12 protein-coding genes are annotated in these 13,192 nt (G+C 68.1%); 4 read left to right on the top strand and 8 right to left on the bottom strand.

What is annotated here, in order from left to right; all coding sequences use genetic code 11:
• The first annotated feature begins 45 nt into the window (after window positions 1–45).
• From ACUDTM_RS07200 to ACUDTM_RS07190, 3 genes are all read left to right on the top strand, one after another.
• Window positions 46–219 (top strand): oxidoreductase-like domain-containing protein, encoded by a 174-nt coding sequence (locus tag ACUDTM_RS07200; RefSeq protein ID WP_061480629.1) that lies wholly within the window; start codon window positions 46–48, stop codon window positions 217–219.
• Complete coding sequence (locus tag ACUDTM_RS07195; protein WP_072169109.1) at window positions 216–833, top strand: DUF998 domain-containing protein; 618 nt, start codon at window positions 216–218, stop codon at window positions 831–833. Before ACUDTM_RS07200 ends, ACUDTM_RS07195 begins: the two co-directional genes overlap by 4 nt.
• A 78-nt stretch (window positions 834–911) precedes the next feature.
• Window positions 912–2,258, top strand: coding sequence for a virulence factor family protein (locus tag ACUDTM_RS07190; RefSeq protein ID WP_072169110.1), 1,347 nt, complete (start codon window positions 912–914; stop codon window positions 2,256–2,258).
• A 95-nt stretch (window positions 2,259–2,353) separates the two neighbouring features.
• On the opposite strand, the gene mprF is transcribed toward ACUDTM_RS07190, so the two are convergent.
• Window positions 2,354–4,918 (bottom strand): bifunctional lysylphosphatidylglycerol flippase/synthetase MprF, encoded by a 2,565-nt coding sequence (gene mprF / locus ACUDTM_RS07185; RefSeq protein ID WP_445391227.1) that lies wholly within the window; start codon window positions 4,916–4,918, stop codon window positions 2,354–2,356.
• A 193-nt stretch (window positions 4,919–5,111) separates the two neighbouring features.
• Here mprF and ACUDTM_RS07180 point away from each other — a divergent pair, with 193 nt between their 5' ends.
• Entirely contained in the window at window positions 5,112–5,459 is a 348-nt protein-coding gene (locus ACUDTM_RS07180) for a RidA family protein (RefSeq protein WP_005418155.1), read from the top strand.
• Window positions 5,460–5,509: 50 nt separating this feature from the next.
• Here ACUDTM_RS07180 and rnfB read toward each other — a convergent pair whose 3' ends face one another.
• The 7 genes from rnfB to ACUDTM_RS07145 all read right to left on the bottom strand — a co-directional run bounded on the left by rnfB (window position 5,510) and on the right by ACUDTM_RS07145 (window position 13,141).
• Window positions 5,510–5,923 (bottom strand): Rnf electron transport complex subunit RnfB, encoded by a 414-nt coding sequence (rnfB, locus tag ACUDTM_RS07175; protein ID WP_151355456.1) that lies wholly within the window; start codon window positions 5,921–5,923, stop codon window positions 5,510–5,512.
• A 24-nt stretch (window positions 5,924–5,947) separates the two neighbouring features.
• On the bottom strand, window positions 5,948–6,538 hold the full coding sequence (locus ACUDTM_RS07170; RefSeq protein ID WP_151355457.1) for an HAD family hydrolase: 591 nt from the start codon (window positions 6,536–6,538) through the stop codon (window positions 5,948–5,950).
• A gap of 78 nt (window positions 6,539–6,616) precedes the next feature.
• Window positions 6,617–8,689, bottom strand: coding sequence for a methionine--tRNA ligase (gene metG / locus ACUDTM_RS07165; protein WP_072169113.1), 2,073 nt, complete (start codon window positions 8,687–8,689; stop codon window positions 6,617–6,619).
• A 100-nt stretch (window positions 8,690–8,789) separates the two neighbouring features.
• Window positions 8,790–9,233 carry a DUF2147 domain-containing protein gene (locus tag ACUDTM_RS07160; protein ID WP_049415741.1) on the bottom strand — a complete coding sequence of 148 codons (444 nt, stop codon included), beginning with the start codon at window positions 9,231–9,233 and terminating at the stop codon, window positions 8,790–8,792.
• Window positions 9,234–9,712: 479 nt separating this feature from the next.
• On the bottom strand, window positions 9,713–10,117 hold the full coding sequence (gene gloA2, locus ACUDTM_RS07155) for an SMU1112c/YaeR family gloxylase I-like metalloprotein (RefSeq protein ID WP_072169114.1): 405 nt from the start codon (window positions 10,115–10,117) through the stop codon (window positions 9,713–9,715).
• Window positions 10,114–11,184 carry a serine hydrolase domain-containing protein gene (locus ACUDTM_RS07150; RefSeq protein WP_088496128.1) on the bottom strand — a complete coding sequence of 357 codons (1,071 nt, stop codon included), beginning with the start codon at window positions 11,182–11,184 and terminating at the stop codon, window positions 10,114–10,116. Before ACUDTM_RS07150 ends, gloA2 begins: the two co-directional genes overlap by 4 nt.
• 16 nt (window positions 11,185–11,200) lie before the next feature.
• On the bottom strand, window positions 11,201–13,141 hold the full coding sequence (locus ACUDTM_RS07145) for a DUF885 domain-containing protein (protein WP_088496127.1): 1,941 nt from the start codon (window positions 13,139–13,141) through the stop codon (window positions 11,201–11,203).
• Window positions 13,142–13,192: the final 51 nt, after the last annotated feature.

The raw sequence follows: 13,192 nt of genomic DNA, 5'->3' as shown, positions 1-13,192 counted from the left end.
GCCCGGTACACTGGGGCCTGTTTCCACCGATTGCCGCTTCCAACCGTGTCTGTCCCTGATCCCGATCCCCGCCCGTTGCCGCCGGAAGAGCCCGGTCCGAACGAATGCTGCGGCAGCGGTTGCCCGCTGTGCGTGCTGGACCTGTATGCCGACGAGCTGCAGCGCTATCGCAAGGCGTTGGCCGAATGGCTGGCGCGGCACCCGGAGGCGTCCGCATGAGCCGCGCGCGCCCAGCGGCACTGCTGGCGCTGGCGGCGCTGCTGCTGTTCGTGGCCACCGCGCTGTGGACCCAGTTCGCACGCACTGATCTGGACTGGGTGCGGGCCACGCTCAGCCTCTACCTGCACGGGCCGTGGGGGCTGGCATTGCGCGCGGCCTACTGCCTGCTGGCATTGGCGATCGCCCTGCTCGGCATCAGCCTCTACCGGGGCAGCGTCGGCCCGCGGCGCAGCGCGGCGGCGCCGCTGCTCTTCACTGTCTCGGCGCTGGGCCTGGCCACGGTCGCCATCGGTGACAGCTGGCTGCCGGAAGCGACGCCGCTGCTGGCACCGTTCATCCATGGGCTGGCGGCCAACACTGCGTTCCTGTGTGCCAGCGTCGGCATGCTGCTGCAGGCCTGGTACCTGCGCCGCGAACCGGGTTGGCAGTCCGCCGCGGGCCTGCTCTGGGGCTGGGCCTGGCTGGCGTTCGTACTGTTGTGGCTGCATGTGCTGTGGCGTGGCGGGCCGCCGCGCGGGTTGGGGCAGAAGGTCGTGATCGTGGTGATCGTAGGCTGGCTGCTGTACCTGGCGCTGGCACTGTACCGGCGCAGTCGGCGTACCACGGCCGACTGAATCGCCAACGGCCTGCACCGGTACGTGCCGTGCACGCGGTGGCGGCGTATCGTGTGCGCATTCCATCGGGGATGCGATATGAAGCGTGCAGGGCTGGGCAGGGCAATGGGTGTGGTTCTGGCGCTGGCGGCGCTGCCGGCAATGGCGGCGGCCAACGTGCAGCAGTTCAGCCACGGGCGGTTCGAGCAGATTCCGGTGCACATGCCGGCCGGCACGCCGCAGCGGGTGGTGATCTGGTTCCACGAACCCACCCCAGGGGGTGACACCAGCCGCCTGCCGATCGAAGCCCTGCGTGCCGACGGCGCCATGGTTGCCGCTGTGGACATCGCGCACCTGCGCGGGGTGCTCAAGCGCGAGGGTGATCCGACCTGCTCGTTCGGCGCCGGTGACGTCGAGAACTTCTCGCGCTGGCTGCAGGCGTCCCTGCATCTGCCCGGCTACCACCTGCCGCTGGTCGGCGGTGACGGCGAGGGTGCCGAGATGGCCTATTCGCTCGCGGCGCAGGCCGACACCCAGGTGTTTGCCGGCCTGCTGACCACCGGCTTCTGCCCGGACCACAACCATGAGCGCATGGTCTGCGGCGATGGTGTGAAGCACAACACGCTGCAGCCCGCCGAACTGAATTTTCCGTGGTTGAGTGCCGCTGGCGATCACGGCTGCAAGGTGGGCGAGGCCAGCCAGTTCGTGCAGCAGGTGGCGATGGCGCGCGAATTCAAGCGCACCGCGCGCGGTGATGCGTCGCCGGGTCTGGTCGCCGCGGCGCGCGTGATCGGTGCGCAGGCGGGTGTCAGCCTGGCACCGCCACCGGCAGCGCTGAAGGACCTGCCGATAGTGGAAGTGCCGGCGAGTGGCAACGGTGACACGCTGGCCGTGTTCGTGTCCGGCGATGGCGGCTGGGCCGGCCTGGACAAGGACGTGGCGTCGTCGCTCAACGAGCACGGCGTGGCCGTGGTCGGCATCGACTCGCTGCGCTACTTCTGGAGCGAGCGCACGCCGAAGGGCTTCGCCGCTGACCTGCAGAAGATCATCGACCACTACCGCCAGCAGTGGCACCGCGACAAGGTAATGCTGATCGGCTTCTCGCAGGGTGCCGACGTGCTGCCGGCGACCATCAACCAGCTCGACGCCGATACCCGCGCAGCGTTGGATCGTATCGTGCTGCTGTCGGTGGGCAGGAAGGCCGACTTCGAGTTCCACGTCAGCAACTGGCTGGGCGGTGGCGGCGATGGCCTGCCGATCGCACCGGAGGTGGCCAGGCTGCCGGCGGAAAAAACCCTGTGCGTATACGGCGACAAGGACGAGGACGCACTGTGCCCGGACCTGCCGGCCAATGACGGCGTGAAGCGGGTGAAGCTGCCGGGCGACCACCATTTCGGCGGTGACTATGATCGGCTGGCCGAGGTGATCCTCAAGGGCGGGGCGTAGCGCCGGGCCACGCTGGCCAGCGTGCTGGAAAATGCCGACCTTGGTCGGCGCTGGCGTGTCGACCAAGGTCGACACCTGTCGGGTGGTGCGGGTCGTCAGTTGCGCCGCGGGTCCAGAGAGATCAGGCGCGTGGCGTCCAGCAGCGCCGCCGGCAGGTGCATGCCGCCAGGCGCGGCGAGATAGCGCGGCCGCCACTGCGGATCGAACTTCGACTTGAAGCGGCGCAGGCCACTGAACCCGTAGAAACGTTCGCCATGCCGCGCCAGTAGGCCGGCCAGGCGGTTCCAGCGGCCAGCCAGACGATGCTGTGCCAGCCCGGAAAGCGGCGCCATGCCCAGCGAGAAACGTGCATAGCCCTGTGCGCGGCCCCACAGGAACAGCTCGATGAAGAGGAAGTCCATCGTGCCCTTCGGTGCTTCGCTGACGTGGCGCATCAGGTCCACCGACAGCTCGGCGCCTGCCGGTGCCTGCCACAGGTTGGCGAAGGCCACGATCTGGCCTTCGGCCTCGACCAGCGCCACCGGGAAGCGCACCAGGTAATCCGGGTCGTAGCTGCCGAGCGAGAAGCCCTTTTCGTCGCCGGCCTTGTCTTCCAGCCATGCGTTGGAGATCGCGTGCAGGCGCGGCAGCAGGCTGGGAACTTCCTCCACGGGCGCCACGCGGAAGGACAGGCCACCCCGCTTGCCCCGGTTCCAGGCCTGGCGCAGGTCGGCGCGCTCGCGCCCTTCCAGGCCGAAATCATGCAGCGGCACCATCGCTTCTTCGCCCAGCTTGACCAGCCCCAGGCCGAGGTCAAGGTAGGTCTGCCAGTAGGACTCGCCGACCTGGTAGAAGACGGGGCGCAGGCCGAGGCGGTCGGCTTCCTCGCGGAAGCGCCAGATCAATGCGCGGGCGACGTCCGGCGGGCCGACCGGGTCGCCCATCGCGATCAGCGACCCCCCATAGCGCTGCATCATCACGAAGCCCAGTTTCGCTTCATCGCGCAGCACTGCCTTGTCAGCGGTCAGCACCAGGCAGGCCTGGGTATCGGTGGCGCCGGCCAATACCGGCGCCAGTGATTGCAGCGTGGCCTCGTCGGCGGCCGGCAGCGGGCTGCGGGTGCTGTGCAGCAGCCGCGCCAGGCCGAACATCACCAGCGCGATGGCCACCACCAGCAACGCGCGCAACGCGCGCGGTGCGTTGCCCGACACCGCGAACTGCCACCACAGCTCGTTCTGGTACTCGACATGGCTGTAGGTGAAGAACAGCAGCCAGGTGACCGCGACCAGCACCAGGCCCAGATTGCGCAGCCACGGCCAGGACCAGGCTTCATCCAGCAGCGCACCCTGGCGGTAGAACTCGCGGCGCGCGGCCCACAGCGCCATCGCCACCAGCACCGCCGAGACGGCGATCAACGGTTGGCCACCGCGCAGCCACAGCGGCAGCGGGGTGACCACGCACACCGCCATCGCCAGCATCCACGCCGCGTGGCTGCGCCGGGCCAGGCCCTGTCCGATCAGCAGCAGCGCGACACCACTGAGGCTGCCGATCAGGTGCGAGGTTTCCAGGATCGGCAGCGAGGCGTTCACCAGGTGCCGGCGTGGCGTGGGCAGCGTGCCATCGATGACCAGCGCGGCGCCGATGCTGAACACCGCCAGCGCGATGATCTGCGGCAACCACGGGCGCAGTGCGTTCCAGCCGGCGCGGGTTGCCCCGGCACTGGCCTGCAGCGGCTGGCGCAGCGCGGGCGCAAGGGCGAGCAACGTGGCCAGCACCAGCGGTAGTACGTAATAGGTCACGCGGTAGATCAACGCGGCCGCCAGCACCGCCGCCGGTGCCACCTGCGGCAACAGCTTCAACAGGCTCCATTCGAACACGCCCAGGCCGGCCGGCACGGTCGAGACCAGGCCGGCCAGTACCGCGACGAGGTACAGGCCGACGAAGCCGGGCAGGCCGGTGGGCGTCGAGTCCGGCAGCAGCACATAGAACGCGGCGCTGGCCAGCACCAGCTCGATCACGCTGAGCACGGTGACGCCGAGCATGGTGCGGCGGTCGGGTAGCCACAACGTATGGCCGAACACGCTGAACTGCCGTCCATCGCGACCGACCAGCAGCACGGTACCCAGATAGGCGAGCAGGGCGACGATGCCGACGATGCGCACGGCATCGGGATTCAGTGGCAATGCCAACGCCGCTGCTGCCGGTTCCATGCAGAGCGCCACGCTGATCAACAGCCACGCACCGAATACGAAACCGAGCGTGCTCATCAGCACCACCTGGCCGATCTGTGCCAGATCCAGGCCGGCGCTGCGGTAGCCACGCAGGCGCACTGCGCCGCCGGTCAGCGCGGCAAAGCCCACGGTCTGGCCCAGTGTATGCGCAAGGAAGGCGGTGATGCCGATGCGTGCCGGATGCACGCGGATGCCGCTGCGGCGCAGGCCGATGGCATCGAAGCCGATCAGGCAGGCGTAGCTGGCCAGGCCGAGCATCACGGTGAGCGTGATCTGCAGGCCACTGAGCTGGCGGAATGCCTGGCGGATGGCGCGGTAGCCGTGCTCATCGAATTCATTGGCCAGGCCATGCAGGGCCAGCGACAGGATCAGCAGGGGAACGACAATGGTGAGGACCCGCTTCCATGCCGGGGTGGAGGAAGCGGCGGCGGGGTTGGTGGCTGCGGTCATCGGCGCAAGGGTGCGTCAGGAGGGGCGAGTGCGGTGTCAACGCGGGGCGTGGCGCATCGTGCGCCTGTCACCGCCATTTGACCAGCGGATGTGTCGGAGCCCGGTAGTGACGTGTCGCGCGGGGGACCCGTGCACCCACCGTTGACCGGATTGGAGGACAATGCGGGCCTGATCACCCGCAGGAGCCACGCCCATGATGGAGCGTTACGACGTCGGACCGCGCATGTCCGAAATGACCGTGTACAACAAGGTCGCCTACCTCTCCGGCCAGATTCCGGAAGACACCAGCCAGGACATCACCGGCCAGACCCGGCAGGTGCTGGCGGAGATCGACAAGCTGCTGGCGCTGGTCGCCAGCGATCGCCAGCACGTGCTGCGTGCGGAAGTGTTCCTGGCCGACATCGCCGACTTCGACGGCATGAACAAGGCGTGGGACGAGTGGGTGGTCGAGGGCGCGACCCCGGCCCGCGCAACCTTCGAAGCCAAGCTCGCCCACGCCGAGTGGAAGGTCGAGATCGTGGTGACGGCAGCGGTGCCGTAACTGCGGGATGGGGGCAGGTCCCTTTCCTGCGGAAAGGGATCTGACCCCTGTTACAGCGGCACCAGCTCGATGCAGTCCACCGGGCACGGCGGGATGCACAGCTCGCAGCCGGTGCACAGGTCGGCAATGACCGTGTGCATGTACTTGGCGCCGCCGACGATGGCGTCCACCGGGCAGGCCTGGATGCACTTGGTGCAGCCGATGCAGTCGGCTTCGACGATCAACGCCACCTGGGCCGCCTTGTGCTCGCCGCGCGAACGATCGAACGGAATCGCCGGTACGCCCAGCACCTGCGCCAACGCCCGTGCACCGGCGTCGCCACCCGGCGGGCAGCGGTCCACACCCGCCTCGCCACGTGCCATTGCCTGCGCATACGGGCGGCAGCCGTCATAGCCGCATTGCCCGCATTGGGTCTGCGGCAGCAGGCGGTCGAGGCGTTCGGTCAGGGGCGGGATCAGGCTCATGCGTGGCGGAGGCTGCGCGTTGGGTTATTTCAGGGGCTTGCCGCGGAACCAGCGCTCGTGGGCCAGCGCCAGCATCGGCTTGTCTTCGGAACTGTCACCGTAGGCATGGATGCGCACGTAGCGCGACAGATCGAACTGGCGGCGGATGTGCTCGGCCTTGCGCGGACCGCAGTCGCCACCGGCGTAACGGCCGGTCAGGCGGCCGTCCTGGCTTTCCAGCCGGTTGCAGATCAGCTGCAGGCCCAGCTGCTCGCACCACGGCCGCAGGTACAGGTCCAGCGAGCCGGACACGATCACGACGGTGTGCTGCTGTTCCTTGTGCCAGCGGATCTGCTCCAGCATTTCCGGGCGCACCACGTCGGGCAGGAACTCACGCGAGAAGCCGGCGGCCAGCGTGGCGATGTCATCGCTGTGGCGGTCACTGAAGGTCAGGCGGGTGACGCGGGCGCGGATGCGTTCGGCCGAGATCAGCTTCAGCCTGTACGCGGCCAGCCACGGCCCGACTTTCCACCATGCCTGTGCCAGCTGTTCGGCGGTGGCCACGCGGCGCAGGAAGCGGCCATAGGTATCGCAGGTGGTCACGGTGTGGTCGAAGTCGAACAGCGCCAGTTCCATTGCGTTGCTTCCCATCGCGTTGCCTCCCGGGGCCGGAGCTGCCGGCGGGCGTGGCCGTAACCACGCCCGCTGCAGGCATCAGCGGACCGGCATGCCCGGCTGCGCGCCGCTGTCGGCGTCCAGCAGCGCCAGTGCGCCACCGTCGAAGCCGGCCGACAGGATCATGCCTTCGCTCAGGCCGAAGCGCATCTTGCGCGGGGCCAGGTTGGCGATGAACACCACGCTGCGGCCCACCAGCTTCTCCGGTTCGCCGTAGCTGCCACGGATGCCGGAGAAGATCTGGCGCTTGCCCAGCTCGCCGGCGTCCAGTTCGAAGCGCAGCAGCTTGTCCGAACCTTCCACGAACTCGCAGACCAGCACCTTGCCGATGCGCAGGTCGAGCTTGGCGAAATCGTCGATGCCGATGTAGGCCGACGCGTCGGCGCTCATTGCTTCGTCCTTGGCCGGGGCCGGAGCCGGGGCGGCCGGCTTGGCGGCGGGGGCAGCGGCAGCCGCCGGCTGCAGGGTGTCCTTGGAGGCGTCGATCATGGCGTCAATCTTCTTCGGGTCAATACGGGTGAACAGCGGGGTGTACTCGGTGATGCGGTGTCCCAGCAGCGGTTGCGCCAGCTCGGTCCAGTCATTCACCGGCGCGGCGAGGAAGGCCTCGGCCTGCGCGGCGGTGGCCGGCAGCACCGGCTTCAGGGCGGTGACCAGCACGCGGAACAGGTTCAGGCCCTGGCTGCACACGGCCTGCAGCTGCGCATCGGCGCCTTCCTGCTTGGCGATGACCCACGGCTTGACGTCGTCGATGTAGCGGTTGGCTTCGTCGGCCAGGGTCATGGTCAAGCGGATCGCCGCGGCCGGGTCGTTGCGCTCGTAGGCTTCACGGATCGGCGCCAGGCCATCGACGAAGCGCTGGTACTGCGCCGCATCGGGGAGCTGCGCGGCCAGCTGGCCGTCGAAGCGCTTGCTGATGAAGCCGGCGCAGCGGCTGGCCAGGTTGACGAACTTGCCGACCAGGTCGGCGTTGACGCGGGCGATGAAGTCACCCAGGTTCAGGTCGAGATCGTCGACGCCACCGCCGGACTTGGCGGCGTAGTAGTAGCGCAGCGCTTCCGGCTCCAGGCCAGCATCGAGGAAGGTACGGGCCATCACGAAGGTGCCGCGAGACTTGCTCATCTTGGCGCCGTCCACGGTCAGGTAGCCGTTGACGTGCAGGCGGGTCGGCGCGCGGTGGCCGGTTCCGTGCAGCACCGCCGGCCAGAACAGCCCGTGGAAGTTGACGATGTCCTTGCCGATGAAGTGGTGCAGTTCGGTGGCGGTGCCGGCACGCAGGTGCGCTTCGAAGTCCTCACCGATCCTGCCGCACAGGGTCTGGAAGCTGGACAGGTAGCCGATCGGTGCGTCCAGCCAGACATAGAAGTACTTGCCCGGCTGGCCGGGAATCTGGAAACCGAAGTACGGCGCATCGCGCGAGATGTCCCACGCGCGCAGGCCGCCTTCGGCATTGAGCCACTCGCCCAGCTTGGCCTTCACGCCCGGCAGGGCGACATCGCCGGCCAGCCACTCGCGCAGGAACGCATCGAAGTGGCCCACCTCGAAGAAGAAGTGCTCCGAATCGCGCATTTCCGGCGTGGCGCCGGAGATGACCGAACGCGGCTCCTTCAGGTCGGTCGGTGCATAGGTCGCGCCGCAGACTTCGCAGTTGTCGCCGTACTGGTCGGCACTGCCACAGTTCGGGCAGATGCCCTTGACGTAGCGGTCGGGCAGGAACATGCCCTTGGCTGGGTCGTAGAACTGCGCGACCGAACGGCGGCTGATGTGGCCGGCCGCTTCCAGCTTCAGGTAGAACTGCTCGGTCAACGCCTTGTTGGCCGCCGAATTGGTCGAGTCGTAGTGGTCGAAGGCCACGCCGAAGGCGGCGAAGTCACGTTCGTGGCTGGCCTGGATGTTGGCGATGAAGGTTTCCGGGGTGACCCCGGCCTTTTCCGCGGCCAGCATGATCGGCGTGCCGTGGGTGTCATCGGCGCAGACGAACCAGGTCCTGCCGCCGCTCATTCGCCGCGCACGTACCCAGATGTCAGCCTGGATGTAGCCGACCAGATGGCCCAGGTGCAGCGGGCCGTTGGCGTAGGGCAGGGCGGTGGTGACGAGCGCGGTACGGGTCATGGTCGCGGGTGGATCCGAGGGGAACCGCAGAGTATCGCATGCCCGCAACGACGTGACCCGGCCGGGGCCGGGTCACGGGGTTGAAGCAGGTGCGGGGCGCTTATTCGCGCTGCCAGGTCTGCGCGCGGCAGATGAAGGCGATGCAGCCGGACACGTCCAGCCGGGTGCCGCCGGGCTGCAGTTCCATCTTCGACTTGTAGGTCTTGCCGTTGGCCGGGTCGAGGATGGTGCCGCCGGACCACTTGTTGGCGCCGTCGGCCTTCAGGTTCCAGAGGATGGTCATGCCCTTCACCGGCTTGTTCCTGTTGGCGCCTTCACAGCCGTCACAGACCGGGTTCGGGCCCTTGTCCGAGTGCAGGATGTCGACCACCTTGCCGGTCAGCGTGCCGTTGGGGGCCTGGGTGATCTCGACGATCGACTTCACCTTCCCGGTCTTGTCGTCGATGGTCTTCCAGCGGCCGGCGGCGCCGTCGGCGGCCTGCGCCGAGAGCGCGGCCAGGCACAGCGGCAATGCCAGCAGCAGGGTCTTGAAGGTCTTGCGCATGGTCCCCTCCCAGGGTTCATTCCGGCACGGTGCCGGCATGGGTCGACTGTATACCCATTCGGCGGAGTATGGGGAAGGGGGGCGTTGCAGGGTTGCGCCCTGCACCCGCGGTAGTGCCGGCCGCTGGCCGGCAACCTCAACGGCGGGATTCCGTGGGATGGCGGGGCGGTGTGGGTGGGCAGGACACGCCGTAAACTCCGCTCCGCGGTCCGGCCCAGCCGCTGGCGGCTGGGCGTTCGGGCGCTTGCGAAGCAGTGCTTCGCAAGCAAAGCGCCCTCACCCTTGGGGGCTCGATGGCGCCATCCATGGCGCCAACGGTCCTGCCCACCCACACCGCCCCACCTCTGACAAATTCCTTCGGCTGTTGGTAGGTGTCGACCTTGGTCGACACGGTAGATCCACGCGTGGATGACGTTTCCGGTGGCGGCGATGGGGTCAGATCCCTTTTCCGTCGGAAAAGGGATCTGACCCCAGGGCCGTCAACCGACTTCGTACAGTTCCAGCGGCAGGCCGTCGGGGTCGGCGAAGAAGGTGAAGCGGCGGCCGGTGTATTCGTCCACGCGGATCGGTTCGCAGTCCACGCCGTGGCTGGCCAGGCGTTCGATGAACGGCTCCAGCGCAGCGACCCGGAACGCGAGGTGGCGCAGGCCCTGGGCCTCCGGGCGGCTGGGGCGGGGCGGTGGCGAGGGGAATGAGAACAGTTCCAGCTGTCCGCCGTCGGGCAGGGCCAGGTCCAGTTTCCAGGAATCGCGCGCAGCGCGGTGGTTCTCGGCCAGTACGCGCAGGCCGAGGATACGGACGTAGAAGTCTTTTGAACGCGCGTAATCGCTGCAGATCAGTGCCGCATGGTGGATGCCCAGCAGGGCGTCGGAACCAGTGTTCATTGCAGGGTGTCCAGCCAGCGCTGGGCGATCTTCAGTGCCAGCGGATAAGGTTCGGGGGCGTTGCGGTTGGTCAGCACGATCACGGTCAGGTGCTTTTCCGGGTGTCGCACGACCACATTGCGGAAGCCGATGCTTTCGCCACTGTGCCATTGCACCGGGCCGTTCAGGCGCCAGCCGAAGCCGTAGTGCGGCACATCCGGTTCGGATGTCGATGTGGCCGGGCTGAACATCGCGCGGCGCGAGGCCTTCGACAGCAGGCGGTCGTCGTACAGCGCCGCATCCCAGCGGGCGAGGTCGTCCAGCGAGGAGTAGATCCCGCCATCGCCGAGCACGGCACTGGTGGCGCTCTGGTCGGTGCGCTGCCAGCGGCCATCGATCCAGCTGTAGCCATAGGCGCGTGCGGCGATGGTATCCATGCCGTCCTGATGGGCCACAGTGTGGGCCATGCCTAGCGGGCGGAAGATGCGCTGTTGCAGGAAGGCTGCGAAATCCAGGCCGGAGGCACGGCCGACGATCAGTGCCAGCAGCGCATAGCCGCTGTTGCTGTAGTGGTACTGCGTGCCCGGCGCGAACTTCAGCCGGTCCTGGCGTGACAGCAGGGTCAGCACATCGGCGTCATGCACCTGCCGAGTGTCAGCCGGATCCATCAGGTCTTCGTAGTCGAGCAGGCCGCCGGTGTGCGAGAGCAGCTGGCGGATCGTGATGGCCGCGGCAGCCGGTGGCAGTTCGGGCAGCCACTGCCGGGCGGGTTGATCCAGCCCAAGCCGGCCATCCTCCACCAGCAGCAGCACCGCCGCAGCGGTGAACTGCTTGCTGACCGAGGCCAGCCGGAAGTTGCTGGCCGGGGTGACCGCAGTGCCGTCCTCCACCACCGCCAGGCCGTAGCCACGGCGGAACACCGCTTGCCCGTCGTGCAGCACCAGGACTGCAGCACCGGGTACCTGGCCGTCGTAGGCCTGCATCAGCCCGTCGATGCCCGCATCCGGTGGCGTCAGCACCGGTGCGGCGATACCCGTTGAAGGCAGCAGGCCCAGCACGACGGCGAACAGGGCGACGGCAGGGCGCATGGTGGCTCCGGAGGGGTCAAGGAGAAGGCGTGGGCGTAGTGCTGGCCGGCTGAACCATCCAGCGTTCCATCTTGCGGTCAAGCACGTCCAGCGGCATCGAGCCGTCCTTCAGCAGTTCGGCGTGGAAGCGGCGCAGGTCGAAGGCGGCGCCCTGGCGTGCCTTGGCCTTGTCGCGCAGGGCAACGATGGTGGTCAGGCCGGCGACATTCGACAGCGCCTGGCCGGGCTGGGCCATGATCCGCTCGACTTCGGCGTTGGCATCGTCGCTGCTCATGTCCACGGTCTTCTGCAGGTAGGTGACAGCCTGCTGCTTGCTCCAGCCCTGGGCGTTCACGCCGGTGTCGGCCACCACGCGGGCGGCGCGCAGCAGGCGCGAGTACAGGTAGCCGATGCGGTCGTAGGGATCGGTGTAGATGCCCAGATCCTCGCCCAGCGTTTCTGCGTACAGGCCCCAGCCTTCGACGAAGGCGAGATCGCCACCGAGGCGGCGGAAGCGTGGCAGCTTGGCCAGCTCCTGCTGCAGGCCCAGCTGCACGTGGTGGCCCGGGATCGCTTCATGCAGGTACTGCACCGGCACGTTCCAGCGCTTTCGGCTGGGCAGGTCGCGGGTGTTGATGTACAGCACGCCCGGTTGACCGGCCGCCGACGGCTGATAGGCGGCAGCGGCGGCGGTCAGTGCACGTTCCGGTTCCACCGCACGGACCTCCAGCGGTGCCTGCGGCAAGGTATCCAGCACCTGCGGCAGGCGTGCGCTGACCTGTTGCTGCACCTGGCGGTAGCGGTTGATCAGCGCGTTGGCGTCGCCGTACTGGAACTGGCGGTCGTTGCGCATGCTGCGCAGCAGCTTGGTGGGAGAGCCGCGCAGCTTGGCGTCCTTCATCACCGTGGCGATCTGCGCCTGCAGTTCCTGCACGCGCTGTTCGCCCAGCGCATGCAGTTGTGCGGCGGTCTGGTCGCTGGCGGTGGTCTGCACGATCAGGTTGGCGTACCAGGCCTGGCCATCGGGCAATGCGCCCAGGCCGCTGCTGGTGCGTGTGGCCGGCAGGTATTCGGTGGCGATGAAGCCGCGCAGGGCGCGGTAGGCCGGCATGATGCGCAGCTCGATCATGCGCTTGTATTCGGCGCTGATGCGCGCCTTGTCCTCAGCCGGGATGGTGTTCGGCATGGTGCGGATCGGCGACCAGAAAATGCTCTCCTCGGCGGTCGGCTTGATCACCGCATCCAGCTGCGGCAGCACTTTTTCCATCAGGTCGCGTGGTTGCACCACGCCGGCCTTCATGCCCTGGCGCATGTTGTCGATGGCCTGGTCGAACAGCTCGGGAATGCCCAGCGAACGGCGTGACCAGGTGTCGTAGTCCTGCACGGTGTTGAATGGCTGTGCGCCCGCACCGGAGCCGAGGATCGCCATGATGCTGCCGATGTTGTAGTACTGGCTGATCGGCATCATCCAGCTCGGGTAGCGCTCGGCGGCCAGTGATGCGCGCGCGTCGCGCACGAAGATCTCGTAGCTGAGCAGGTCCTGGCCCTGCAGGCCGTCACTGCCGAGCTTCTCGACCTTGCCCAGCCATTGCGTGGTGAAGTCGTGCGACTGCTGGCGCCAGGCGGCGGACAGGATGTTGGGCAGCTGGTCGTTGTAGCGGGCCTCGCCCTGGAAGGTGGCCTGCAGCGGGTTCAACCGCATTGAGGCATCCCAGTACTCGTCGTACAGGCGCTCCAGCTGCACCTGCTTGGGTACGGCCCGGGCCGGGGCGACCGGGCGCGGCGCGGCGCGGCGCGCCGAGCTGCCACGCGCCGGCGCGGTGACGCGGGCGGGCCTGGCCTTGGGCTTGGCAGCCTGGCGGGTCTGCGCGGCGGCAGGGCGGCTGGCCTTTTTCTTCGCTGCTTCGGCCGACGGTACGGCACTGAACAGGAACAACGCGGCAATGGCGGCGGCCAGGGCGCGGGTGCGATGCGGCATCAGGAGCTTCCGTGGAACACAGACCGTGGAGCTTGCACGATCCGGCCGCGT

This window comes from Stenotrophomonas maltophilia group sp. vghtpe118 (genome assembly GCF_052605195.1).
The sequence above is the reverse complement of the archived record's forward strand: the minus strand, read 5'-3'. Positions and strand labels throughout refer to the sequence as shown.